We start from the raw sequence: 26,594 nt of genomic DNA, 5'->3' as shown, positions 1-26,594 counted from the left end.
TAACGTGCAATACAGTGTGGCGCCGCAGCTAGCGATGCTGGTGGCGATTATTTTGCTCTCTGAATTTGTGTGTATGACAATTTACGCCACCGGGGGGAAAAGCCTGCGGTTATTTTTAACAAAAGGCAATAACATCCAATGGATGAACCGCATTGCCGGCAGCTTAATGATTGCGGGAGGGATATGGCTAGCACTAGGCTAATGATTTCATAAGCTAAAACTGACTTTAGCAACGAGTGCTAAAAATTTCGTCAGCAATAAAATTATTTTTTAGTATTAACCACAGCTGAACGCCTTACTGTGGTTACATTTGTTACTATTTTGCAAAAAAAATCTTCAGTTAATTTTAAAATTACGTGTTGCAATTCAGGGTAAATTCAGTAACTCTATAAATATATTCAAGGAAGAATGAATTAAGTCAATAGCTTAGCTTTGTGCTTTCTTGTCTTTATTTTACGTATAGGGAATTACCACATGAAAAGAACTATTCTATCTGCACTTATTTTTGCCCCGCTTTTTGCCGGTTGTGTATCTACCGCTGATACTTCTGCTGATTTAGACCGCAACGCAGTTGTTGCTGAATTAACTACCCGCATGGATACCCTAGGCTACCAATATCCAGTAGATATTGTGCCTGGTATTAATGAGTTTTTAAATGCATCGGCTATGGTGCTAGAGCGCCAATATAAAGTAATGGGGCAATACCTCATATCGGCTGAAAATAATAAAGATGCACAAGCATTTTTATACGCCAATAAAGACGCTTCACCTGAAGAGCTAGAGGCTGCCATTGTAAAGTTTGACGCTGGCGCTAAAAATGAAGATGAAAAAATAGGCCATAAACTTGCCGCTTACAACCTAGCCAATGAAGCGATTTATCAGCAAAACGTTGAGCTTGCCACACAACTAACTATTGAAGTTGCAAAATCTGCACTGTTACTAACAGAGTATCGAAACGAAGTTGCTGCGGCTTTAACACTGAGTGCAACCAGCAGTGTGATCAGTATGTTTGGTAGTGAAGAAAATAAAGCTGAGAATCCCAAAGACATTGGTGTAGCACTGGTAAAAGCAAAAGATCAACTTGCGTTAGCACTAGAAGCCAATGAAATTATTGAGCTTGAACAAGCAACCATAGCATCAATTAACGAGCAGCAGCTTGAGCTAGAAGCGAAAGGTTAATGAAAGCAAGCCTATTTGCCTTGTTACTGGCATTTGCTTGTATTAGCTCAGCACAAAGTTGGCCTACGTGGGTAGTTCAATCACAACAAAGTGATGAATATATTACAGCTGTAGGTATTGGTGAAAGTCGCTTAGCTGCAAAGCAAGCGGCTTTAGCCGACATAGTAACACAACTGAGTGTTGATGTGAGTACCGAGCAATTACAGCTATTAAGCAAGCAAAATACTCAGTCAACAGCTTATTTTCAGCAAACTACGTCCGTTAGTAGCTTACCGTTTACCCTTACGGGCATAGAGGAACTTAATAGCACTGAGCAGGCGAATTTATTTGCCTTACAACTCGGTGTGAAAAAATCAGTCATTGTTAACACGGTAAAAGCTGATTTGTCAGTGTTATCCCGCGTGTCACCGAGCGATAAAAATAGTGAACAACGCTTTATTTGGGCATTGCAGCATAGTGGTTTACTCAGTGATGCAACAAAAAAGCTCGCGGTACTAGAGTACTTGTCAGGGGCCCAACCTTTAATTAGAACTCGTTTAAATACTTTACTAACAGAGCAATCAAGCGCGCTAAATGGCGTTGCATGCGATGTGATTGGTGCACTGAGCGCCCATGAAATTAAATCGGCTTTAAACGATGCCTTACCCCACAGTGGTAGTACCCAATTGTGGATGCGTCCGCAGTTACGTTGGCACTATGCTAACAGTAAAAATAACCACAGTGCAAAAGCGATTTTATCTTTAGCACTTACCCGCAGTAGCAGCCCATTCAAGGTGTTATTACAACATGACTTACATGCCCAAGAAACGGCGGCAACAGCGAATGCGGCGAAACAAAAAGTGATTCAAAATTTAGTTCAACAACTTAAAGCGCCACCTAGTACATGGCTGTTCGATATTTAGGAATAATAATGAAACTCATAAAAAAATTAACCCTTTCAGCAATCACTGTCGCTTTATTAGCGGGTTGTCAAACAAAGCCGGGCAGTAGCACGCAAGTGGCCAAAGTAAGTAATCGCGCCTCAAATGCGCAAGTCGCTAAAAGTGCCTACGACTTTAAAGACCACGATATTACTATTCCTGCGTATTTTGATACTCAAGGGTTAGAGCGCTGTACGTTTGATGTTAATAACGAAGCCGATAGTTGCCCGTTGAAAAAGCCTATCGTACGTATGTATTTTGACCTAGCTCAAGTAACCGGTAATGGCATTGGCGTAGATGCCATGCGAGAGTTTGATAATAATAACTTATTATTGATGGTTGAAAACCAATTTGCTGGCATTAACCGCTTTAGAATTATTACCCGTGATGACGATACCATTTCAAAAGAGCAGCAAATATTTTTACAGCAACAAGGTGTTAAAGCGGCCGCTAAACGCGCCGCAGTAAAAGCGTTAAAGCCGGATTTTATTGTAAAAATAGACTCACTGAGAACCATCAAAACAGAAGGGGCTTATACCGACTGGGCCGATTACACCTTAGAGCTGACTACAGGGGTGATTAACCCACAAACCCGTGAAAAATTATCGCACCCCAATTTGGGCAAAATACGGATTAAGTCAGAGGATGTGCGTGAACGCTCAGAACTTAAATTTACCAGAGTAAGTGGTCGTTATCTTACGGGATTTCGCTATGATGATAGCGCGCATGTAAACGCGGTATTTAATGATATGGGTTCGCGGGGTATTGATATTTTATTGACCCGCATGCTTAGTGAAATGCCTGCCACAGCGCAAGTGTTAGGTATTAAAGGCAATAAAATTAGCCTTGACCGTGGCCAAAATGCCGGCGTATTGCCCAATGAAACCATGATTATATTTAGCTACGAAGCAGGTTTTGTTGAACCATTAGGGGTGGCACATGTTAACCCGTCACGTAACAGTGCAAATGGCGAAATTATCCACTGGAAAGATTCAAACATGGCCGATAGCGTTAAAGATAAAGCTGAAAATGGCATTTATCGCCCCGCCAATGGCGCCAAAATTTTTGCTGTATCGGTAGGCACACCGGCTAACTTTTTGGAGAGCCGTACATGATCAAAAAGCTTAGCCTATTAGCATTTTGTTCATTGAGTGCACATGCGCAAGTCGATGTTTTAGCGGATGGTACATTACAAACCCAGGCGTGTGCTTATGGGCGCGGTAGTTCGGCTATTACGGGTGCTAAAGCACAAGCCAGTGCAGAGCTGATACGCTTTTTACAAGGTAATAAAAGCCTCACAATGCAAAGGGCGCAGCAGTTAACCACAGATTTAACCGATGACGCGACAAACCTTTATGAGCAGCAGCGTAGTGTGATGCTAGAGGGCTTAAATGCGGGGGCGGTACCGTTAAATTATAGCGCGCCAAGACTCACTGGCAACGATACCTGCATGACGGTCAGCCTAAACCCATCAAACCTAGGTGAGCCGGCAAAGCAAAATTGGCAGCAAGCAACGCAAAATATTAGCGTCACGGTAATAGGGCAAGGCTGGCAAAAACAAGGTAAAACTGCGCTTAGCAATGCCGAGCAAGATGCATTGCAGCGTGCGGTGTCGCAGGTGGTCGGCGTGTGGCTTACACAGCAGCATACCCAGTCATCAAGTACCAGTTTGAGTATTAGCGATGGTATTGAATCAACTACTATGCAAGAGCTCATTGGCCAGCAGTTATCGAGCCATAGTGAAGGGTTGGTTAAAGAATGGCAAACGCTACAAAGCAAGCCGTTAGAAAACGGTGGCGTGGAAATCACCATTATGGCGGTGGTCGAAAAAGCACCGTTAATTCAGCAAGCTTCGCAATTACTTAGCATGATAGGCTCGCCTAGAGTGCATGTGGTTGCCCCTGAGCCATTAAAAACAGAACTTAAAACATGGCTAAATGAGCAAGGTATAGAGGTGGGCGCTGCGGCCAGTTTAGTGCTGTATGCCAAGTCTGATCTGGTTAAGCGTAATAACAACCGACAGCTTCGCTTAAGCGTTGATGTGCGTGATTTAGCCGGCAATATTTATGGAAAGTGGCAAAACGACCCGTCATTAATGGCGTTGCCAAACGACGAAAATGTTAAAACCGACTTAATGGCCGTGCATTTAGCCAGTGAGTCACAATCGGCAGCATTGCATCAGGCATTAACTGGGGCGTTTACAAAAGTCGTTGCAAGAGGCGGTTTAGTGAGAGAAGTATTATTACCGAGCAAAAAACTCATGCAGCCAGAAAAGCTTCACGCAGTATTAAGCACCCTTGGCGGGGTGAGCGATGTATCGATTCATAAACGCAGTGACTATACCGTTGCCAGCCTTCGCTATAAAGGCGATACCGGTGAGCTCGCCCATGCAGTAGAACAAGTATTGGCAGCCATTACCGCCAACACCCTATCAAAAATCACCGTAGAAGATGATTTTACCCTCAGGTACCAATAAGGAAGTATGATGAAATTAAAAATATTAACATTAGCAACGGTATTAGCTATGCCTGTAGCCGCTGAAGAATTTAGCTTAACAGACATGATCCCAGCGCGTCCGGGTGCACACGTTGCAGGTGCTGATCAAGCCACTGTAGCGGGTGATGTTGTAGTAGCAAAAGATACTAATGTTGCGGTGGCTGTTGCTCACCAAGCATTAATTGATGATGACGAAGACGGCATTAAAATGATTCAAGTAGGCAGCGGCACCGGTATTTTATCTATTGGTAGTGCCAGCTATAACACCTATGACAACATGAATGCGACCTTGCTTTCAAAGCGTGGTGCCTACAACCAAGCGTATTTAATTGCTAAAAAACAATTAATAGAAAATATGAAAGGGGTTGAGCATCAATGTGGCAACGTAGTAACAGCGACTATGGATTCAATAGACACCGGCGTTGAGAGTACTGTTAACGAACAAACCGATATGATGGAAGCGTGTAAAGAGTCGGTATCGGGCTCTTTAGCCGGCTTTGTAACCTATGATGTGTACGATAATAATGATGAAAAAGCAGTACGCGTAAGCTTAATTTCTACCCCTAAAACACGCTCGCAAATTAAAGGCAACCGTGGTGCTGTGGCAGTTACTAGCGAGCCTAATGCTATTTTTCAGCAAGTAATTAGTGATGTTAAATCAGGTGTGTTACCACCGGTTGGCGCGAAAGTATTAACCCATGCCGATAGCGGCGAAGTGATTGTATTGGGGTATGGCTCGGCGATTATTCGTGGCAATAAAAACAATAAAATAGCGCGTAAATTAAAAGGCGTGGCTAAATCGCAATCGCAAACTCGCGCCCGTTCAGCTTTGCTTGCCACTATGCAAGGTGAAAAAGTGTATTGGCAAGGTAGCTTTGACGAACAACAAATGGAAGGCACTCAACAGTTTGAGTACGACGATCCTAACCTAAACGATCCACAACAAGTGCAAGTGCTTGAAGAAGATCGTAACTTATTTTTAAACCAGTTAAAAACCTCTGATGAATACGCCACAATTGCTAAAGGTAAATTACCGCCAGGCGTGAGTGTTAAGAGCTTTGCCAGTGATGATGGTTTATGGCAGTACAGCGTGGCAGTTTATGCGCCAAGCTTAGAAGCGACGGCGCGACAAGCGGCGAAAGAAATGGCGGGTAATAATGGCAATACAGTGAATGGCATGAGCCGCTCAGGCCACAAAATAAAAGCCGTAGGTGGTTTAAATGAAAAAGCGGCTAATCCACAGGGTGCCTCTGGTAAAGTAGTGAGCGAAGAGGAGCTTTAATGCTAGCAGCTACTTTGGCACTTTCGTTGGTGGCTGCAGCCACCTTCGACTCTGCGCACACTATTGAACAGCAAACGGCCTTTTTTAAAAGCCAGGTTAATGGTCAATACGCTCGCGTAAAAGCACTAAAATCAAGTGCTAACAATGCACTTGAACACGCGTGTCGCAATGCATTGACCTTACCCGAACGCCATAATATAAAAAACGCTTTAGCTAATAAGCTTAATATTACGTTACCCGAATCGGTGAGCTTTATTGATGCAAATATTAGTGAGTTTAAGCAGCAAAAACAACAAGACTGGCTGGTGTGCAGTGGTGTTGTTACACCGGCAGCTGCTGATATAAATGAGGCAGGGTTAGCCATTAGAGCTGCATGGTATCTGGGCAGCCAGCAAGATAAAAGCAACCTAAGAGCATTATTAACAATAGCGCTGGCACACCCGTCGACGATATCAGATGCCGTGGCACTTGTTGCCGATCAATCGCCTGAAGCACAGCGTCTCGCGTACCTTGATAAGCATTTAGTCGTTGATGAGCTCAAGCTCGATGCGGCTAAAGCTGCGGTTGCACAAACATGGTTGGCTAATAAACGCTATAAACAGGTGATCGCGCTAACGCAGCGGTGCGAAAGCATAGATTGTAAGCGGTTAAGCTTAGCGGCTGTTGCACAATACGAGCAGCAAACTGCCGATGATTTGAGCAGTTATTTTTAATTTTATAGGGATATAAACTGTGTGGGTAACAAGTAAATGCTTACTAAGGCTAACGGCACTGGCATGTTTTACATTAAGTTTAACAAGCCAAGCTAAAAACAACGAGGAGGCAGAGTTTGCCGCGTTTGTAAAGCAGCGGCAAAGCGAGTTTAGCCAGTATGAGCAACAACAACAGCAACAGTTTGCTGCGTTTGTGAGTGCGTGGCGCGATGCACACAGTGCCTATTTAAAGCAAGTGACCGAAAAATGGCAAGATCCGAACTTACCTAGTGCAAAAGTATGGGTGCAATACAGCGATGATTTAAATAACCGCACCAGTGTTAACTTTGAGCGTGGTGAAGTAACGGTAGAGTTACTTAATAGTACAGATGACACTCAAGCCATTGCCTATGCGCAGCAGCAACTCAAAGAGCTGTCGCAAGTAAGTGTGGGTGAAACATTAGCAAAAGACCCAGTTTATATTGCCGCCAATTATGCCCTGAACAAAAAGCAGCTGACAGCGCACACAAGTGGGCAGCCACAGGCGACTACAGTGCAACCTAGCAAAAAAGCATCGCCAGTTACAAATCAACTAGCACAACAAAATGTATTAGCAACAGAAGTGGTTGAACAAACGCTTGCTGCACAGCCACCAACAGTAATAAAGCAGCAAGATAGAGTAACCATAAGCTATACACTGCCGGCGAATACGTTATCGAGCCAAGCAAAGCGTTATTTACCTGAAGTACGACAACAGGCGGCACGCTACGACCTAGAGCCGGCGCTGTTATTAGCCATCATTCATACTGAGTCGAGTTTTAACCCGCTAGCGCGCTCACCTATTCCAGCATTTGGTTTAATGCAAATCGTGCCCACGTCAGCTGGCAAAGATGTGAGTCAGTTTTTGCAAGGTAAACCCATGCTGTTAAGCCCAGAATATTTGTTTCAACCCGACAATAACGTAGAAGCGGGCAGCACCTATATGCACTTGCTAACAAATCGCTACTTTAAAAATGTGCGTAATGCACAATCGCGGCTGTATATGAGTATTGCGGCATACAACACTGGGCCAGGTAACGTGGCTAAAACTCTTAGTGGTTCAAATTCACTTAATCAAGCCAGTATTGCCGCCAATAGCATGTCGGCGGATAAAATTTTTCAGCATATGGTTAATAATTTACCGGCACAAGAAACTCGAAACTATTTACAAAAGGTGGTTAAACGCACCACTTATTATCAAGCACAATTGAAGGGAATTTAACTATGAAAAAGGTATTACCAGTAATCGCCGCGTTAGCACTTGCTGCGTGTTCAAGCACCGAAAACACACAATCAGAGCCGCTTGCTAAAAACGATTCAGTGCCTAACTGGGTGTTGTTTCCGGTGTCGGATAAAGGTTTAGCTTCTTCGTCATGTGTTGCGTGGTCGGGCAGTCTGTCTACCGACAGAGCACAGGCTATTACTGCCGCACGTGCTGACTTATCGCAGCAAATACAGGTTAAAGCCAGCGTATTAGATCGTTTATACCAACGTAAAGCACACAGTAATGATGAGCTAAACGTAGGCGGTACGTTTGAACAAGTCAGCAAACAAGTTGCAGAGCAAAGTTTGGTTGGCGCTATTCCGCAAGAAGTCGCCTTTGCAAAATTAGACGGTGTAAAGCAATTATGTACCTTAGTGGTAATGAGCAATACCCAAGATACCTTTAATAACTTAGTGGCTAAATCGGGAAAACGCCTTGATCCAAGCTCTCGCGAAGCGTTGTACGAAGAGTTTAAAGCGCAAAAAGCAATGAAAGATTTAGAAAAAGAACTAGAAAATTTGAGCCACTAATTGTAAAAAACAGCGCCAACTAGTCAGTGTTTTTAAGGCACATTTTTTGCAAAAATGAGTCACGAAATTTAGCGTTTAAGCTAGGTACATCAACAATAATGTAATACGGAGATATTATGTCAACAATCACGGAACTGAAAGATATTATTAACACTAAAACGTTAAACTTAGTACTGTTAACCATTGCTACCGCTGGGATTTATCCCATTATATGGATGTTTATTAACACTCCTAAGTTAGAAAAAATCACCACAAAAAAAGTTGCGGATCATACCTTTTTGGTTTGGCTTGCGGTATGCGTAGGGCTTGGTGGCGCATTAGCAAGTACAGGTGAAGAAGCGATAGACATTATAGCTGGCATACTCACAATTGCGTCATGGGTGTTATATATTATTTGGGCATTTAGGGCTAAAGCGGCGCTGCAAGAATATGCCTTAACTGAGCATAAAATTGATTTAAGAATGAATGGCTTTTATACCTTCATTTTGACAGTGTACTACATCAACTACTGCATTAATGATTTACCTGAAGCACAAAGAAAGCAACAAATATTAACCGGACAAGCCTCCGTAGCAGAAAGCTAATAACATAACAGCAGTGAGTACTTAACGTGTGCTCACTGCTTTACATCGACAAATAACTTAAATGTGTAGCGCCGCTGATTTTTAGCTTGGTGTTTTGGTTACAGTCCCATCGGCCACTGCAGCACATAGACCCACACGAGTAAAAGAGTTGTCCAGACAAGCAAAAACGCCATACTAAACGGCAGCATTAATGACATCAACGTACCTAGCTTGGCGTCTTCATCGTACTCTTGCGCTGCGGCTAAAATTAACCCTAAGTAACCGAACAGGGGGCTAATTATATTAGTGACTGAATCGCCAATGCGAAACGCGGCTTGGGTTACTTCAAGCGGGATCCCCACATAAAACAGTGACGGTATAATAACCGGGGCCATCACGCTCCATTGCACAACGGGGGAGCCCATAAATATGTTTAAAAACGCACATAAAATAACCACCAGTACCAATATTAACGCTGGGTGCAACTGAGCGGCTATGACCATATTGCTCATCGACATGGCTAATACGCCCGATAATTGACTAATTTTAAACAAGTAAATTAATTGGGAAGCGGCAAAAATAATGGCTAAAAACAAGCCTAATTGGCTCAAACTTTTTTGACAGGCATTAACTAAATCACGTTCGCTGTTAAAGCTTCCTGATAGGTAGCCGTATGTTAAGCCACTCAAACCAAATGCCAGTGCGATAATAACGGGTAAACCTTGAATAACCTCACTGCGGTTAAGCGACTGCCCTTCATACGGTGCAAGCCAGCCATTGGGCAGCATAGTGGATGCCAATACAAATACGATCAACAATAGAAATACGCCGCCAGCAGCATACATGGCTTTGTCGTTTTTACTACTTTGAGTGCCGTATTGCGCAAAAACAATATGACTGTTCACTGTGGGCTGTTGTAATTTTGTATAACGTTTTTCAACCACATTAATTGAAACAAACGTCCCCACCAGCACTAATAACACGGCGCTGGCACTCATAAAAAAGTAATTAGCCAAAGGGCTCACGACATAATCGGGGTCGATGAGTTGTGCCGCCGATGTGGTAATGCCTGCAATAACAATATCGTAAGTGGTTAAAAATACTGAAGCATGGGTGCCCCCGGCAACACCGGCAAAGGCGGTGGCTAGTCCCACTAAAGGAGGGCGACCTGCAGCTTGGTAAGCGCGACACGCCAAGGGAATAAGTACAATGTAGCCAACCGGACCAAATACGTTGGCTAAAATACCCACCAGCATAATGCTGAGCGTTAGCTGCCATTTACCGGTTTTACTCACTAAGCGCTGTACAGAATAGCCGATCAGCCCTGAGGCGTCGGCCAGTCCGATGCCCAACGAGGCAATAATAACAATACCTAATGGCGGGAAACTAACAAAAGACTTTACGCTGCCACCCAGCCAGGTTCTGATCCCCTCAAGTGACAGCAGGTTTTTAACATGCTGGCTGTCACCCCCAGGGAGGGTGAAAGAAACCTGCGCTTGAGCGGCAACAAAAGACACCACCATGACCGCCAACGACAGCCACAGAAATAAAAAAATAGGGTGAGGAAGTCGGTTTCCCCACCGTTCGAGACGATCAAAAGCGTTAATGCTGGCCACTAGAATTCGTAGCTCAAGCCAGCATAATAAGTGCGTCCTTGCAGCACCTCGGTGTAGGTGTCAGGGCTTGAAATATCTTTGTTCGCTACATTATTCACGCCCAGTTTAAGGTTTAACTCTGCCAGTAAATTGTAACGTATGCCTAAATCGACTGTGGTGTAGGCGTCGGCAACATCGTGTCTGCCAAGCTCACCTATCACTTTACTGCGGTAATGCATACGGGCAAATACATCCATGTTAGCACTGGCGAACCAATTGGCTTTTAATGTGGCTTCGTGCTTAGAAGTGCCAAGTAACTCTTCACCCATATCGTCTTTGGCATCAAGGTAAGTGTATGCAAGGTCTATGTCGAATAGTGAAAACTGCTGTTTGGCTGCAAGCTCTAGCCCTTTGAGTTTAGCTTTATCTACATTTACAAACGAATAATAGCCATCGCGACCATTAGGTTGCGTCACCATTTTTATGATGTCATCAACTTGGTTGTTGAATAAGGTGGCGTTAACTGAGCGGGTATCATTAGCATAATACACGCCAAATTCTGTGAATGTACCCGTTTCAGCTGATAACTCAGGGTTGCCATAAACACTGCAGCGCGCCGGTCTGCCTGGGCAGGCTGGGCCACTGGCAGGGGCAGAATAAGAAGGCGATATTTGTGCCATTGTAGGGGCTTTAAATGCGCTACTAACGCCCGTTTTTATGTGCCAATTATCGTTAAGCGTGTGGGTAATATAACCACGGTAAGTGAATTCGCTATCAAATAACGAGTCGCGGTCTACACGCCCGCCTAATGTTAAATTTGTAGCATTGCCTACGGCGAGGCTTGCTTCTATAAATGCTGCAGCGCTATTTCTATCGGTTGAACCACCTGCAATGTGGGTGTTTTCAATTTGGGCGTCATGGGTTTCTGCGCCCACAGTAATGGTATGCTGATCTACAAAAAAAGCAGCTTGAATATCAGCGCCATAATTTTGTTCCACAATGTCAGAAGTAGCAATGTTGTATGCCACGTCAAAGTCACTGTAATAGACATGTGACTTTACATTGACCGCCGATGACTGGTAACCATAGCCGAGTGTATAGCGTTGCAGGGTACGATCTTGTTGATACGCACGGCCTCTGAACATTGATGTACCGAGTTGCTGCTCATTTGACAGTTGAAGTTCAAGGTCGAGTGCATGTTGCTCGTTGAGTTGAAAATCAACCGTGTTTACAAGGTTGTAGTTTTGTTGCGAGCGGCGTTTAGTTGAGTCGGGGTGAGCATCATAAAAAGACTCTTGAATATCTAAATAGTTACCATAGACGGTATAGCTAATAGCGTCGGAAATCGGGGTTGAGAAGTACAGGCCATAAATTTGCCCATTGCCGCTTTCATCACCTTGGTTGTATTGGCTTTCTACGCTCACTGCGGCCTCAGCACTGCCATTGTGTTTACGGCTGATCACGTTTACGACACCGCCAATGGTATCTGCTCCGTACAGGGTCGACATGGGGCCGCGAATAACTTCGATACGATCAACAGCAACGCTTGGAGTTTGGCTTAATGCATTGTCACTGCCACGCCATAATGCTTCTTTAGTGTAAGAGCGCTGGCCATTTAATAATACTTGGGTGTAATCGTTACTCAAACCACGGATACGCACACCGCGTGAGCCATTAGACTGCGCAGATACATTAACACCGGGTACATCAATCAGTAAGTCACCTATGTCGCCCGTCATTTGATATTTGTTTTGCTCGTAGCCTTCAATCACAGTCAGCGTAGCGGGGGCTTCAAGCGTGGTGGTTCCTCGACCAGCCGTTGCAGTGATGACTATCGTTTCGGTTAGGGGGTCTTCATTATTAGTCGTTGCGAGCACAGGCTGTGCTGTTAAAACCACAAAATAAGGGGTAATGCTTAATAGAGTCGTTAATTTCATTCCAACGCCCAGGTTGTAGTAGGTATTCAGAGGGCCGAAATTATAAAGAAACTAATTCTAATTACAAGTGATTCGCATTTGAATTACCTTCTAAAGTTATCTAGATGCCAGCAATACGCTTAGGTGGAGAGCGAGTTTAACACTTAGGTTGAGCGTACTTAGTTAGCTATTACAATAAGTTAGTAGGTAAGTTAAGCGTTTATTTATACGGTAGCTAATTGCTAAGCTGCTGCACTGTAATTAAGGCTGTTTAGGCTTCACAGATAAAGCTTCTTTACTATTAAAACTGATAACATAGCAAAGTGAACAGGTTTATTGATTGTGGTAACTCACTTAGATTAGCATTAGCCAGCGTGTCAATGGCAACAGTGCAAAGCTTTAGCTACTAATTGGTTAAAAAATAGAAAATGCGGTTGGCTTTTATCCGTGAGTCGCTTATTCTAGCGGCATATAGGTAGTGGGTTAAAATGACAGTTAAATTTCATTATTAATGCACTACTGCTTAATCACCGCAATCAATCCGCAAAGGTAACACCTCGTTTGAACCACATAAATACACATACAGCAAAATTACCGCTGAACGTTAGTACGGCTTGCCACTTTAAATTAGTAGCCCTGCTGTGAAAATACCTAAACGCTTACAGCCATTAGTTGATGATGGTTTTATAGATGAAGTGATCAGTCGCTTAATGAGCGGTAAAGAGGCCGATGTATTTGTGGTTGCCTGCGGCGATGACATTCGTTGCGCTAAGGTTTACAAAGAGGCCAGTAAACGCAGCTTTAAAAAAGCCGCGCAATATCAAGAAGGGCGAAAAGTGCGTGGCGGACGACAAGCCCGTGCTATGGGTAAACGTTCAAGCTATGGCCGCCAATTAGAAGAAGAAATTTGGCAAAATGCCGAGGTTGACGCGCTGTCACGTTTATCGGCTGCGGGTGTTCGCGTACCGCAAACTTACGGCTGCATTGACGGCGTGTTGTTAATGGAATTGGTGTGTGATGACGAAGGCGATGTTGCCCCGCAGCTTGGCGCTGTTGATTTAACCGCGCAACAAGCTATTGAGCACCATGCATTAATGATGCACTACATAAAGCTGATGCTGTGCGCCGGGATTATACACGGTGATTTATCTGAATTTAATGTACTTGTAGATAGTAACGGCCCCGTTATTATTGATTTACCGCAAGCCGTAAACGCTGCGGCAAATAATAGCGCTGAGGCGATGTTTGCCCGCGATGTGAATAATATGCGCCGTTATTATGGCCAGTTTGCGCCGGCGTTATTACACACTAATTACGCCAAAGAAATGTGGGCGTTATTTTCAGATGCTAATTTAACCCCGCACTCCGTTATCACTGGCGAATTTGAAGACGATGGCACAGCCGCTGACGTGAATGCAGTACTTGACGAAATTCAAGCCGCCTTTGATGAAGAGCAAGAGCGTAAAGAACGCATTCGTGAAGCCGATGAGCAATAACCTTTAATTATAAGATTAAAACTTAGCAAGCAGGTATGAGCTATAAGCAGTCAGTTAATAATTACGGTGTCTGGAGTCAAGATTTGAACCTTTTGGTTTGGTAGCGACTTGAATATAACAATACAAATTAAGCGGGACTGCTAACAGTTGCACGGTTATCCTTCGCTACTAACTGTTAGCCAAGCATTGATGCGCCGATTAGTAAGGCTAAGACACTTTTCTGTTTGGAAATAGAAAAAAGGATTAATTCATGTACCACGGTTCTTGCCTATGCAATGCAATCAAAGTAAAACTAACTGGTTCAATCGATAGCATTATTCATTGCCACTGTTCACTATGTCGTAAAAATAGTGGCACTGCTTACGCCACAAATGGTTTCGTAAATGCAGAAGACTTCTACGTCATAGACCCAGAAAATAAGCTTACCCATTTCGAATTCAAACAGGGCAAGTTAAGGCATTTCTGCTCGGTTTGTGCCTCTCCCATTTTTAGCTCTAACTCAGATAATCCAACAAAACTTAGAATTCGTCTTGGTATTCTAGACACAGATATCAAAGAAAGGCCAATGTCTCACAACTTTGTTTCATCCAAAGCAAACTGGGAAAATATGGATGCAAAATTGCCAAGGTATGATAGTTTCGAACCAAGTAGAACTAGGTAGTAATAAGCACGTGCGTAACAAGCTAAGGGAAGCCAAGGGATTCAGATATTATCACTTCTTAGTTCCTGCAAGAAGCACTGTGCAGCCAAGCGAAAATGCAAAGCGCTAATGTTAATTGAGGCTGTTTTGTGTGGTTGGGTTTCGCTTTGCTCAACCCAACCTAGGTGAAAAAAATAAACATTAACCTCAGGTTTAACTATTTCCCGTCATGACGCTCTGAAATAGGGCTCTGTTGCCAGCACGCAACTTATTATTCAATTGGTATATTTTGCTTTACAAGGTACGCCTGTGCTGCGTCGGTATGGGGCTTAAACTTTTTCCAGCGGCCAATCGCTTTATTGTTAAGTGGCTGACGTACTTGCATTTTACTGGCTGTTGATACCGGTGCGGTATTTAAATGAAAATCAAGGCACTGTGGTTGCCATTCTAAATCACAATAACTCACTAACTGTTTTATTTGTTGCTCTGGTGCGGCTACCAGCTCTTCGTATTTTACTAATTTAATATTGCTGTGTAGGGCGCTGAAGTGCTGCATAAGCTGATAAAAACGGCTGTAAAATTTGGCCGTGTCGAGCAAGTCGAGCGAGTAAGCATAATACGGGTTATTAATAGTAAACAGCTGGCGATAGTTACCAATACAGGTGTCCATGGGGTCGCGCAGTAGGCAAATAATTTTAGCGTTGGGCAGGGCTTTAGTGATTAAATCGATATAAAAAAAGTTAAACGGTAGCTTATCAATAAAGTGTTTATGGCTGCCGGTAATGACCCGTGTGGCTTCAAGGTAGGTGCTACCAAGTTGTGCAAAATCAAGCTGATAGGCTTGGCTTAAGGTGCCGGTGTCGAGCACATGGGGGCTGGGGGTTTGGCTTAGTTTTTTTACGCTTAGACCAAAGTCTTGCAGCTCGCCTGCCGATTGCACTTCGCTGTGACTTGATAATATACGCTCTACTAGCGTGGTGCCGGAGCGCGGCATACCTAATACAAAAATAGGCTCACTGCTTGGGTTGCCAGTTGTTTGTTGGTTTTTATATTCCACACTGAGCTGTGTAATATGCGCAAATAGCGCGGCTGATGTTTGATTATTAAACGGGCTTTGCGCAAGCTTTGCGGCTTTGCCTTGGGTTAACGCCTCAAAGGCTGCAGAAAAATCGCCAAGGTCTTGATACTCTTTTGCCAATGCATGGCCAATATGGAGCTTGGCATCGGGGTGGTTTACCTGGGTAAATACCTGTTTTAATTGCGCTATATGATTATTTTGCTCGGTTACTTTGGTTAAATCGGCTAAGGCAAAGTGGCTTTGATGATGCAAGGGATTGAGCGCGATGGCTTGTTCAAACGCGTGCTGCGCTTTATCGAATTGACCTAAAAATTTAGCGCACACACCACAGTTATAATAAAACTGTGGTTGGCGAGTGTTATTCGCCTTGGCGAGGTTTAATGCACATGTAAAATAATTCATTGCATCTTCATGTAAACCCGCTTGAGTAAGTGCAACGCCCAGCGTGTCGGCATCAAGTGCTTTAGTAATTTGCTTAAGCCTAACGCTGAGCGCGGCCTGTTTCGCTTTTTGTAAGTCACCGGTGAGGGCGTAACACTTGGCAAGTTGCGCGGTATATTCAATAGCTTGCGTAAGGGTTAATGCTTTTTCAATCAGCTTGACTGCTTTAAAAATTTGCCCAACCTGTAAATTAACCATGGCCAATAAAAAGTAACCGTCTGCAAAGTCGGGCTGCTGAGTCACTAACGCGACTAAGTCTTTATGCGCATGTTGCACATTACCTTGGTTTAAATGTTGAATGGCACTTTGGTGTAACTGTTTTAGCTTAGCTTGCATGGTTAGTTAGGTTCTTATAAATAAAAAGGCTCAAATAAATTTGAGCCTTTATGACATAAATTAACAACAGTTTAAATTATATTTCAAACTTATAGTTAAATTTAATGCCAACGGTAAGTGGGCGGTTTATATAGTGCCCGTAATTACGTTGTATTTCGGCGCCATTAGCAGATGTAATATCAGCATCTGAGCGACGCACCGAGGTAACGGCATATTTGTTAAACATATTATCAACATATAAGGTAGTAGACCACGCATCAGCGGTTAATTTTGCTGAAATATTACTTAAGCTGTAACCCGGCAGTGTTTCGCCATTATCACGCAGCCCTACTTTTGAAATTACATCGCTTTGTGCAGTTAAACCATAGTTAATATCAAGGGTTTTATCGTTAAACACGTCGGTTTGATAGTTAATACCCATTGAAAATTGATGCTCTGGCGAGCCCGGTAACCGATCGCCATCTTGTGCACCGTCTATCCCTTCTGGATTAAACAAGAAAGGGGCATTCGAGGTCAGCTCAGCTTTGGTATAGGCGTAAGTAGCGTAAGCCGTGAATGAGTCTGATAAAATGGCGCGGCTAGAAATCTCAATGCCTTTTGCGTTAGCGCTGCCCGCGTTTGACAGATACGGTAGTTGACCTACATCGGTAGCACCGGCAATTTGTGCATTGTCCCAATCTACATTAAATAATGCGGCATTAAAGTGTAATTGGCTTCTAAACCACGTGCTTTTAAAGCCTAATTCATAGTTGGTGGTGGTATCGGCAGCGTACAGCATTTCGTCGGGTTTACCACAGCCCGTTTGTTGATCTTCAGGAAGTGGATCTGGACATGCGGCTAAACCATTTGAGCCACCAATTCTAAAGCCTTCACTTACGGTTACATAACCCATCACCGTATCAGTAAACTGGTATTTAGCGTTAAACTTAAATAAGTTACCGTTATCGCCTGCTTTGTTTTCTTCAAAGCTAACTGATATATCGTTAGGGCCCGCATCGCCATACAAGGTATTAGCTAAAGGGAAATCAAACGCTGCTTGCGACTCTACATCGTACTCGTAAAAACGCGCACCTAAAGTGATCTCAAGTTTATCGCTGGCTTGATAAGTTACTTCACCAAATAGTGCCGACTCGGTGACCTTACTGCTGGTTAGCTCTAAGTACTCAAGTGAATCGGGGCGCAGTTGTGCACCGCCAAAGTTATCTACGGCGAATTGATCAAACCCTGGCGTAAACTCTCGGCTTGAGGCATCGGTTTCTGTTTTGTTATAAAAGCCGCCCACAATCCAGTTAAAGTCGCTGTCGTTTTGCGATACTAAACGGATTTCTTGGGTGAAAGTGTCTTTTTCATCAATTTCACGGGTAAATGTAGAAAACGCTGGGAATTCTTCGTAGCCGTAATCAAGGCGAATAAGTAAATCGGTTTGATCGCGTTGGCCGTCGGCTTCAAAGTTTGAAATACCGGTTGCCGATACCAGCTCTGCAAAGCCTAAATCGGCTTTTAATTCTAAGCTAAGTAGTTGATCTTCTTTTACGCGTGGCTCTTCAAAACGGTACGCCGACTCGTATTTGCCAATAACATTACTTAACCCATTGTTTTTATTTAGGCTGTTACTATGAACAATAGAGCGACCTTCGCTGTCTTGCTTTTGGTAAAAGTAGTTTACCGTGCCTTCAAATGACTCGCTTGGCTTCCAACGTACAGAAACACGACCTGTGGTAGTGGTTTCGCCGTTGGCATCTTTTACTTTTTTCAGGTTGTTATTAACGGCCGCGCTATCGCTCCAATCTGGATCGGGCAGTGACACACCTGGCTCACGTAGCACATAGCTGTAATCAATATAGCCTGGATCTTCGTATACGTTTAGGCTAGCGCGCACGGCTAATTGGTCTTCAATGAGTGGTAAATTGAAAATAAAGCCGCCTTCACCGCCTACAGAGTTACTTTCTTTTGTTTGAAAAAGGTCGCCGTACACTTCACCCGATATAAAATCAAGCTCAGGCTCTTTTAGCATGTAACGAATTGCACCACCAAGCGTACCCGCGCCGTATAAGGTGCCTTGCGGCCCAATAAGTACTTCAACGCGCTCAATATCAACGAGGCGCATATCAACCGACACCGGAATTTCGTTAATGTAGGTCGCTACTGTGCCACCGTCTGACGAAGGGCCCGATGAATTAGTATTTAAGCCACGCACAATAATAGGCGATCCAGAGCGGCCGCCTTGATCAGTAATTGTTAAACCCGGCACCCAACGCGCAACATCGGCTAATTCGCTGATGTTTTGATCTTTCATTACGTCGGCATCAAGTGCGGTAATGTTTAATGGCGCGGCTTGTACAGAGCCGCTACGCCTTGTTGCTGTAACCTCAATAACTTCAAGTGATTTGTTTTTTTTAACCACTTGTTCTTGCGCAGCAGCGGTAGTTGAGAATAAAACCACACTCGACAGTGTGCTTGAAATAGCCAAGGTTAACAGGCTTGGTTTAAACATAAAAAGTGATCCTAGTGCAATAAGTTAGTTTAAATAGTTAAGGATTTTAGTGTATCAGGGCGCAAACCATCTGGGAATAAAAATATGAATTATAATTCACTTATGTCGAATAAATATTGTGAGTGGGTTTAATTTGATTGATATATGTTCAATAATTACAGGTGTTTGCTTAAAAAGTAGGCAGTGTAGCTGCGGTTATTCATTGTTAAAAGCTAAATAGTGACTAGATTTATCATTAGCAATGCGGTGTGGCTACTGTAATAGTACGTAGCAGAAAGTGGATGAGAATGACTTTAATGCGCTAACGGGTGGGTACAATGTGAAAGCCACAAGCCATGGTGATGAAAACTGACTTGTGGCTAATTTATTAACTAGCGCTTTGTGGTTTAGAGGTTGCGCTGCCGACCGAGGCAATGATTACCAGTAATATGGCTAACCACTGCCAAATAGACAATAGCTCGCCTAATATAATTAACCCAGCGAGTGCAGCAATAGCAGGCTCTAGGCTCATCATAATGCTAAAGCCTTGTGATGACATATTGCGTAGGGTGATCATTTCTAGTGTATAAGGCAGAGCGCTTGAAAGCACAGCAATGGCAATACCTAACGGAATAATTTCCCAACTAAATGAAGCGGCTTGCAAAAAGCCACCATAGGGCACCAACACGATGGCCGAAATGGTCATACCCATCGCAACGGTTGCACCGCCAGAGCCTTGATTTCCGGTTTTTTTGCCAAATAAAATATAACCTGCCCAACAAGCCCCCGCAGCCAATGCCAGCGCGACGCCAACTGGGTCGAGGCTTTCTTGACCTTTCATATCGGGCAGCAGTAATAAAATACCGGCAATGGCACAGGCCACCCAAAATAAATCACGTTTACGGCGTGAAGAAAATAACGCCACCGCCAAGGGGCCGGTAAATTCAAGTGCTACACCAATACCCAGCGGAATACGTTCAATGGCGTAATAAAACAAAATATTCATGCCGCCTAAGCTTAAACCATAAATTAAAATAGGCAGGCGTTGCCCTGCGGGGGGAAGGTGTTTCCACGGTTTAAAAATCAAACACAATATCGTGGCCGAAAATCCCAAGCGCAGTGCAGTGGTACCTTCGGGGCCAACAATAGGGAACAGTTGTTTGGCCAGCGACGCACCCGATTGAATAGTCACCATAGCCAGCAATATACAGAAAACGGCTAGAATGAGTTCTTTGGTGGATGATTGCATGTGTTTCCTTGTATATTGCATATTAAATGCCGCGCATAATACCTACTTTTTACTGCATAAGTAAGTCTATTTGATAAACTAAATTGAGCGCGTGAATAACTTTTCCATTGAGAAATTAATTTAGTTTAAATGTGCTTGAAAAGTAAACCCATTTAAATGTTAACTCGGCCATATTAAGTCTGTGTGTCAGCGGGGTAAACAACGCCTAATTGTGCTCGAGCGCTATCCAGCACCTGCATAACGCGGGCACTAAGCTGATAGCTATTCACATCTGACTCCAGGCGGTTTTGCGCCACCAGTTGCATAAAGTGGGCAACTTCATATTTCATAAAGTGCTGCTCAAAAGGTTGCGAAAGCACTTCGCGTTCTCCACTGTTGGCAATAAATTCCACTTTTTTAAGTTGCGACACGGCTTCGATACGAATACGCCCCAGCTCACCCTGAATTTCGGTAATATTATCGCCCTGTGATATTTTAGAGTAGCTGATCACCGCTTGCTTATCGGTATAATTAAGTAATACATCGCCGGCACCATCAACCCCGGTTTCCAGCAAAATACCGCTGGCTTGCACACTGTTAGGCGCACCCCATAAAGCAATGAGCAAATACAGGGGGTACACGCCTAAGTCGACCAACGCCCCATTGGCAAACTCAGGTAAAAAGGTATTAGGGCGCTCACCATTTTTATATTTATCGTAACGCGACGAATATTGGCTATATTGGCCAATAAATTTGCGTGGTGTGCCTATTTTTGCCATAGCGCGTTGCAGCAGCGCAAAGTTAGGTAAATGGGTGGTCATCATCGCTTCCATATAGAGGCATTGTTGCTGTTGTGCCGCAGTAATAATAGCCTGTAGTTCGCGGCTATTGGCGGCGGCTGGCTTTTCGCCTAATACATGCTTACCCGCTGCAAGGCATTGCAGCGCATAAGATTTATGCAAACTATTGGGGGCGGCGATGTACACCGCGTCTACGTTATGGTCTTGGCAAACCTGTTCGATAGAGGTAAATACTTTGGCGTTTTTATTGCTTGGGTGATTCGCTAAAAATGCATGGCCACGTGCTGTGGTGCGCGAACACACACCGTACAAATTAAAGTCGGCTAAGGTATTGGCTGCGTTTAATAAAGTATCACTAATAAAATTGGTACCGACAATGACAAAATTCATGGCTGTTCCTAAAAAATAATAAAATTGAAAAATACAGACGCAGTAAAGCTTAGCATTTTTTACTACGCATAGCGCGTGGCGAGCAACCAAACCAACGTTTGGCACTGGCCGTGAATGTGGCTTGCTCTTGATAACCTAATAATTCTGAGATAGTGGATATACTAAGCTGCCCTTGCATTAAATAATGCTTGGCAAGTGCGCGCCGTGTGGCATCTTTGAGTTTTACAAAGCTAGTATTATGCTTGGCTAACTCACGGTGTAAAGTACGTGGGTGCATATTGAGTGCACTCGCAATGGTGCGATTAGAACACTGGTAAATAGGTAGCATAGGGCGAATTAATGCACTTACTTGGGCGGGCAGTGAGCTGGTGTATTGGCTGTGTTTCGTTAAAAAGTGTTGAGCTGCCTCTACATTACTTAACTCGCTGTGCTCAAGCGCGATAGATAAATCTTTTTTAGCGATAACAATACCTGCACTGTTGCGATGCTCAATCACATCACAGTCAAAGTAGCGGCTATAAGCATGCCTGTTAGGTGCGAGTTTTTGAGGCAAAAAAACCGTGATAGGTTTGCATTGGTTATTACTGAGTTTTTTAATGGCACCCATAGCTAAGGCAATAGTTAGCTCAGTTACTTGGTTAATGTTAGGCAGTGGTTTTAGCTTGATTTCAAACGATAAAAATAGATGGTTCTCGTCTTCCAGTGAGTGAGCCGTGAGCCTAAGTGCTGGGCTATGCAAATGTAAGTATTTAGCTACCCAATCTAATGCATCACCCAGATTGCTGCCACCATTAGCGGCAATCGCAATATAACCTAAAATAGCTAAGCTTTGCTGGTTAGCCAGTTGCAGGCCAAAGCTTGGGCAATTAAATTGTTTAGCACAGTATTCTAGTAATGCAGCATAGCTACGATAGCTTAAATACTGGTTTTCTAGCTGAGTAAAGTCAATGTTAATATTACACGCGTGCATGGTGGCTGTTACATCTGCATCAAACGCTAACAGTAACGTATCAATACCTTGTAAAGAGGTGGCTCTTATTAAGCTGCTCATAATTAGCCTTAAGCTTGCGGGTGTCTAAAAATATCAAGTTTTAATGATTTTATCTATGCAATATTAATGTTTTGAGTCGCGGGTTAATAAAAGGCTGGCAATGAAAAACACATTTGACTACATAGTAATTGGTGCCGGCAGCGCTGGCTGTGTTATTGCCTCGCGGTTATCAGAAGATGCCAATGTGAGCGTGTGTTTAATTGAAGCGGGTGGCAGCGATAGCAGTGCCTTTGTGCAAATGCCGGCAGGTGTTGCTGCCAGTGTGCCTTATGGTATTAATAGTTGGCATTACAATACGGTGGCGCAAAAACAGCTTAATAACCGCTGCGGGTTTATGCCACGGGGCAAAGTGTTAGGTGGCTCAAGCTCAATCAATGCCATGGTGTACATTCGAGGTAATAAGTACGATTACGACAACTGGGCTGAAATGGGTAATGCCGGATGGGATTACGGCAGTTTATTACCTTATTTTATAAAAGCTGAAAACAACAAAGCATTTATTCATAGCGAGCTGCATGGCACACAGGGGCCGTTACATGTGCAAGAGCTCACGAAGCCAAGTCCAGTCAATCAGAACTTTTTAACGGCGTGCGCTGAGCAAGGCATTACGCTGAATAACGATATTAATGGTATTGAGCAACAAGGCGCTAGGCTGTCGCAAGTAACGCAGCATAAGGGGGAGCGCTGCAGTGCGGCAAAAGCCTACTTAACGCCGCATTTAGATCGAGCTAATTTAACCGTGCTTACTAATTGCCATGTAAATAAAATAAACATCATAGAAAACAAAGCCCAAGGTGTACAAATTGAGCGCGATAAGCAGCGTAGTAATTTACACGCCAATAAAGAAGTTATTGTATGCGCAGGCGCGATTAATTCACCGCAATTGCTGATGCTGTCAGGAGTTGGCCCCAGCGCGCATTTACAGGCGCACAATATTAAAGTGGCGGTACCCTTAGAGGGCGTAGGAGCTAACTTACACGATCACTTAACCGTGGTGCCTTTGTATAAAGCAAAAACCAGTAAAGGCACATTTGGCCTGAGTGTGCCAGGCGCAGGGCGAGTGCTTAAAGGTTGTGTTGACTGGTTTACTCAGCGCCGAGGGTGTTTAACTAGCAATTTTGCTGAATCGCATGCGTTTATTAAGTTATTTAACGACTCCCCCGCACCCGACGTGCAACTAGAATTTGTAATAGGGTTAGTAGACGATCACAGCCGTAAATTACACATGGGCCACGGTTACAGTATTCATAGCAGTATTATGCGTCCGAAAAGCCGTGGCAGTGTGAGATTAGCCGATAACAACCCGCGCAGCGCACCGTTAATTGACCCAAATTATTTAAGCCATCCAGATGATTTACAGGTGATGTTATTAGGGCTGAAAAAAACGCTGCAGATCATGCAAAGCCGTGCCTTTGATGCTATTCGTGGTGACATGTTGTACCCGCTGGATGTTAATAACGACGCGCAACTGATCGCGTTTATTCGTCAAACAGCCGATACCGAGTACCACCCAGTAGGCACCTGCAAAATGGGCACCGATCCGCATGCGGTGGTCGACCCTAAATTACGGGTTTATGGCGTGGCGGGATTACGTGTGGTGGATGCCTCAATTATGCCCAGCATAGTAACCGGTAACACCAATGCACCGGTGATAGCGATTGCCGAAAAAGCCGCCGAGTTAATTAAACAAGCGCAGAGTTAAAAAGGGCATCGTTAAAAATGACTAACCATAAAACTCGTTAAGCCATTGCTGCCAGTGGTTTTCTAAGCGCAGCATTTGTTGGTGTTTTTTAGCCGCCAAGTGTTTATTTTTATCTTCCTCAGCTATAAATGGGCCAACACGGCACAGTGAACAATAGTTAGCGGTTAAATAATTAGGCTGAGTGAGGTGCGCGCTTAATTCGTTATTGTGTTTTGAACTAAAAACATAGGTAATGCCACTGGTGTCTTTTACGTGTTTATCACGGTCAACGTTACGAATTTTATAACCGGCAAAGCGGCTAATATCAAACGGCATTTGCCCTAGATACTGGGCGCTTAACTGGCTGTTTAAACTGCCTTCTATATTCCACTCACGATACGGTTTTACATCTTTAGAGGTGATATAACACAGCATGGGCCCCGCGGGGTTGAGCGCGGATTCAGTGGCATACTTGATAAACTGATGCAGCAACGCACGGTTAAGTACATTCATACTAGTTTGCCGCGTGTTGCTCTCAAATGCTTCTCGGCCGACAAACGCGGGGATCAGCGGAAACTGAAAAATAACCACATCAAAGCTAGCTAAATGTTGCCCTAAGCGTTGCCAACATGTGCGCTCAGTGACATCAAAGCTATTAAGTACCTCAACATTATTACTTGTTAATTGCTGCAGGGCGTTGCTTTGATATTTTTCTTCGATTGTAGCGGCATCGTCGTAGGTTGAGGCCACTAACCCCGCCGGTTTTATATGGCTATACAGCGCGTTTGAAAACGATAAATCGCCATCGCCAACGGTAAGTATTTTCCACTTAGGGTTTAAATACATCGTGTATTGCGCGCTGTTAGCGGTGGGTTTGTCGTCAGCCGTTATGTGCTTATTCGTTGCATGTAAGCGCTGCATAGCTAAGCGTGTTTTTAAGCCTTCTATTGCCACTTGCTTTAGAATTAAGTTAAAGGTAACTAAAATAGCAAAGGTAATATGAATAGGGCCATGGGTAAACCCCGCGTCGGGATCGTAAATAGCTAAACCAAATAATACCAGCAATACCACCATGGCAATTTCGATGAGTTGGTTTGAATAAAAACTCAAGCGGCCTTCACTTTTATGGTCTTTTTTGATGCTAATGGCACAAAAAAACGGGATCACTTTAATTTTAAACACAGCGTTTTTTTCTACGTAGTTTTCGCCCAGCGTATCAAGCTGTTGACGTAGTTGGTCAATCATGGGAGCCCTTAAAGCACGGTAGTATAGATTAGTTAGGGTAAATACTCATACCAATAGTGAGGATATGGCATACAAAGACCACAGAGGTCAGCACAAAGCGCATTTTTTGATAGTCTTTATGGTAGCTTTGCCATTGTGGTGAGGTTTTTTCAAAAATTAGCACCAACCAAAAACTGGCCGCTAACCAGGCCAGTGCCCATTCTATGGGTAACAAGGCTAAAAATGGCACCGGGATCACCGGCAATACCGCTTTAATTGCATTGCTATAGCTTTGCTCGCCGGCGCGCCATAAATTACCCGCCATAAAGGCTAAAATGGCAATACTATAAAAGCTAAAAAACTCTAAGTTTACGCTGTTACTGCCAAACATTAGCGGCCAACCTACACAGCCTAAAAAGGGCAGCAAACCTAAATAGCCAAGTTGTATGTGGTTGATAAATTTTTCCATTACAGCACGCCTTGCATTGATGGTGGGTAGTAAACCTAGCTATTGTAACAGTATTTTTGTTGTCAGTGGTATGCACAATATGGGTATTAAGGAATTGGGCGGCGAGCTTCGAGCTAAGGGAAGCGGGCTGAGGGCTAAGAGCGTCGAGCTAAAGGCTAAAACTCATAATATAAGAAGCAACGCTTTTGCATTCATAACCAGAGATGAGATTATTCACAAAGAGAATAAGAGGCGCTGCGCTTTAGAGAAGAAAAAGGGAGGCTGCGGGCGACGGGCGACGGGCAGCGGGTGTTGGGCATAGGACCTAAAGCCTAGAACCTAAAGCCTAAAACCTGAAACCTAAAGTCTATGTGTTAAAAATAAAAAAATAGCCCAGCTACATAATGAGTGGGCTATTTAGGTGGCATCTATTGATTAAAGGCTAATAATGGAGCCGTTTACGGGGTTAACCATAAATTCAACAATTTCAATTTCACTGTCTTCAGGTAATGTTTGCTCTGCGCTTTGCGTGCTTGCTTGCGCGGCATCAGTGACCATTTGGTCAAGTACAATGGTAAATTGCGTGGCTACATTGGCATAGCCTTTAACGCGCAAGGTATAGTCTTGCTCGCCAACTACGGTACTACCTACCTGCTCAGACGAACCTAAATTGCCTGACGTAGCTAACACTTTACCGCTACTATCCAACATTGAGAAATCAAGATCTGGGTAAGCACCGCCTACTTCAGTGTCTGCTGTTAAGGTGGCAACGATACTTTTTGCACTGCTTAAGGCAGTAAAGTTTACGTCAACATAATCAACGCCTTCTTGT

At 43.8% G+C, this 26,594-nt stretch carries 21 protein-coding genes and 3 pseudogenes; 13 read left to right on the top strand and 11 right to left on the bottom strand.

Going from position 1 to position 26,594, the window contains the following annotated elements:
* The 10 genes and pseudogenes from ABYB02_RS05025 to ABYB02_RS04980 all read left to right on the top strand — a co-directional run.
* Positions 1–202 (top strand): annotated as a pseudogene (locus ABYB02_RS05025) (LysE family translocator); the annotation flags it as partial.
* A 272-nt stretch (positions 203–474) separates the two neighbouring features.
* Complete coding sequence (locus ABYB02_RS05020) at positions 475–1,179, top strand: hypothetical protein (protein WP_372761362.1); 705 nt, start codon at positions 475–477, stop codon at positions 1,177–1,179.
* On the top strand, positions 1,179–2,081 hold the full coding sequence (locus tag ABYB02_RS05015; protein ID WP_372761361.1) for an LPP20 family lipoprotein: 903 nt from the start codon (positions 1,179–1,181) through the stop codon (positions 2,079–2,081). Before ABYB02_RS05020 ends, ABYB02_RS05015 begins: the two co-directional genes overlap by 1 nt.
* Before the next feature lie 8 nt (positions 2,082–2,089).
* The gene (locus tag ABYB02_RS05010; RefSeq protein ID WP_372761360.1) at positions 2,090–3,214 is read left to right on the top strand and encodes a hypothetical protein; all 1,125 of its coding nucleotides are present in this window, start codon (positions 2,090–2,092) and stop codon (positions 3,212–3,214) included.
* Positions 3,211–4,575 carry a hypothetical protein gene (locus tag ABYB02_RS05005; RefSeq protein ID WP_372761359.1) on the top strand — a complete coding sequence of 455 codons (1,365 nt, stop codon included), beginning with the start codon at positions 3,211–3,213 and terminating at the stop codon, positions 4,573–4,575. The genes ABYB02_RS05010 and ABYB02_RS05005 overlap by 4 nt, the downstream gene beginning before the upstream one ends.
* Positions 4,576–4,584: 9 nt before the next feature.
* Positions 4,585–5,877: a hypothetical protein gene (locus ABYB02_RS05000; RefSeq protein ID WP_372761358.1), complete on the top strand. Its 1,293-nt coding sequence runs from the start codon at positions 4,585–4,587 to the stop codon at positions 5,875–5,877.
* Positions 5,877–6,590, top strand: a complete 714-nt coding sequence (locus ABYB02_RS04995) for a hypothetical protein (protein ID WP_372761357.1) — start codon at positions 5,877–5,879, stop codon at positions 6,588–6,590. The genes ABYB02_RS05000 and ABYB02_RS04995 overlap by 1 nt, the downstream gene beginning before the upstream one ends.
* Positions 6,591–6,609: 19 nt before the next feature.
* On the top strand, positions 6,610–7,830 hold the full coding sequence (locus ABYB02_RS04990; protein ID WP_372761356.1) for a murein transglycosylase domain-containing protein: 1,221 nt from the start codon (positions 6,610–6,612) through the stop codon (positions 7,828–7,830).
* 2 nt (positions 7,831–7,832) lie between these two features.
* Positions 7,833–8,402, top strand: coding sequence for a hypothetical protein (locus tag ABYB02_RS04985; RefSeq protein ID WP_372761355.1), 570 nt, complete (start codon positions 7,833–7,835; stop codon positions 8,400–8,402).
* 116 nt (positions 8,403–8,518) lie between these two features.
* Entirely contained in the window at positions 8,519–8,986 is a 468-nt protein-coding gene (locus tag ABYB02_RS04980) for a DUF4234 domain-containing protein (protein WP_372761354.1), read from the top strand.
* Between the two features lie 98 nt (positions 8,987–9,084).
* Here the strand turns inward: ABYB02_RS04980 and ABYB02_RS04975 are convergent, their stop codons facing one another.
* Positions 9,085–10,581 carry an AbgT family transporter gene (locus ABYB02_RS04975; protein ID WP_372761353.1) on the bottom strand — a complete coding sequence of 499 codons (1,497 nt, stop codon included), beginning with the start codon at positions 10,579–10,581 and terminating at the stop codon, positions 9,085–9,087.
* Positions 10,581–12,497: a TonB-dependent receptor plug domain-containing protein gene (locus ABYB02_RS04970; RefSeq protein WP_372761352.1), complete on the bottom strand. Its 1,917-nt coding sequence runs from the start codon at positions 12,495–12,497 to the stop codon at positions 10,581–10,583. The genes ABYB02_RS04975 and ABYB02_RS04970 overlap by 1 nt, the downstream gene beginning before the upstream one ends.
* A 620-nt stretch (positions 12,498–13,117) precedes the next feature.
* Between ABYB02_RS04970 and ABYB02_RS04965 the strand changes: the two genes are divergently transcribed.
* Positions 13,118–13,972, top strand: a complete 855-nt coding sequence (locus ABYB02_RS04965) for a PA4780 family RIO1-like protein kinase (RefSeq protein WP_372761351.1) — start codon at positions 13,118–13,120, stop codon at positions 13,970–13,972.
* Positions 13,973–14,222: 250 nt separating this feature from the next.
* Positions 14,223–14,633, top strand: a complete 411-nt coding sequence (locus tag ABYB02_RS04960) for a GFA family protein (protein WP_372761350.1) — start codon at positions 14,223–14,225, stop codon at positions 14,631–14,633.
* A gap of 250 nt (positions 14,634–14,883) precedes the next feature.
* On the opposite strand, the gene ABYB02_RS04955 is transcribed toward ABYB02_RS04960, so the two are convergent.
* The 5 genes from ABYB02_RS04955 to ABYB02_RS04935 all read right to left on the bottom strand — a co-directional run bounded on the left by ABYB02_RS04955 (position 14,884) and on the right by ABYB02_RS04935 (position 22,409).
* Positions 14,884–16,467, bottom strand: coding sequence for a sulfotransferase (locus ABYB02_RS04955; protein WP_372761349.1), 1,584 nt, complete (start codon positions 16,465–16,467; stop codon positions 14,884–14,886).
* Positions 16,468–16,543: 76 nt separating this feature from the next.
* Positions 16,544–18,961, bottom strand: coding sequence for a TonB-dependent receptor (locus ABYB02_RS04950; RefSeq protein WP_372761348.1), 2,418 nt, complete (start codon positions 18,959–18,961; stop codon positions 16,544–16,546).
* Between the two features lie 367 nt (positions 18,962–19,328).
* Positions 19,329–20,189 carry an EamA family transporter gene (locus tag ABYB02_RS04945; protein ID WP_372761347.1) on the bottom strand — a complete coding sequence of 287 codons (861 nt, stop codon included), beginning with the start codon at positions 20,187–20,189 and terminating at the stop codon, positions 19,329–19,331.
* Positions 20,190–20,362: 173 nt separating this feature from the next.
* Positions 20,363–21,358, bottom strand: a complete 996-nt coding sequence (locus tag ABYB02_RS04940; protein WP_372761346.1) for a Gfo/Idh/MocA family protein — start codon at positions 21,356–21,358, stop codon at positions 20,363–20,365.
* Positions 21,359–21,407: 49 nt separating this feature from the next.
* Complete coding sequence (locus ABYB02_RS04935; RefSeq protein WP_372761345.1) at positions 21,408–22,409, bottom strand: AraC family transcriptional regulator ligand-binding domain-containing protein; 1,002 nt, start codon at positions 22,407–22,409, stop codon at positions 21,408–21,410.
* A 100-nt stretch (positions 22,410–22,509) separates the two neighbouring features.
* Between ABYB02_RS04935 and ABYB02_RS04930 the strand changes: the two genes are divergently transcribed.
* On the top strand, positions 22,510–24,111 hold the full coding sequence (locus ABYB02_RS04930) for a GMC family oxidoreductase (protein ID WP_372761344.1): 1,602 nt from the start codon (positions 22,510–22,512) through the stop codon (positions 24,109–24,111).
* Positions 24,112–24,132: 21 nt separating this feature from the next.
* Here the strand turns inward: ABYB02_RS04930 and ABYB02_RS04925 are convergent, their stop codons facing one another.
* The 4 genes and pseudogenes from ABYB02_RS04925 to ABYB02_RS04910 all read right to left on the bottom strand — a co-directional run.
* A complete protein-coding gene (locus ABYB02_RS04925; protein ID WP_372761363.1) occupies positions 24,133–24,936 on the bottom strand; it encodes a class I SAM-dependent methyltransferase in 804 nt (267 codons plus the stop codon).
* A gap of 12 nt (positions 24,937–24,948) precedes the next feature.
* Positions 24,949–25,335, bottom strand: a pseudogene (locus tag ABYB02_RS04920) (hypothetical protein); the annotation flags it as partial.
* A gap of 28 nt (positions 25,336–25,363) precedes the next feature.
* The gene (locus tag ABYB02_RS04915; protein ID WP_372761343.1) at positions 25,364–25,783 is read right to left on the bottom strand and encodes a DUF3429 domain-containing protein; all 420 of its coding nucleotides are present in this window, start codon (positions 25,781–25,783) and stop codon (positions 25,364–25,366) included.
* 414 nt (positions 25,784–26,197) lie between these two features.
* Positions 26,198–26,594, bottom strand: a pseudogene (locus tag ABYB02_RS04910) (peptidase M36); the annotation flags it as partial.

It is taken from the genome of Pseudoalteromonas sp. (assembly GCF_041613455.1).
In the GTDB taxonomy this organism is placed as follows: Bacteria; Pseudomonadota; Gammaproteobacteria; order Enterobacterales; family Alteromonadaceae; genus Pseudoalteromonas.
The sequence above is the reverse complement of the archived record's forward strand: the minus strand, read 5'-3'. Positions and strand labels throughout refer to the sequence as shown.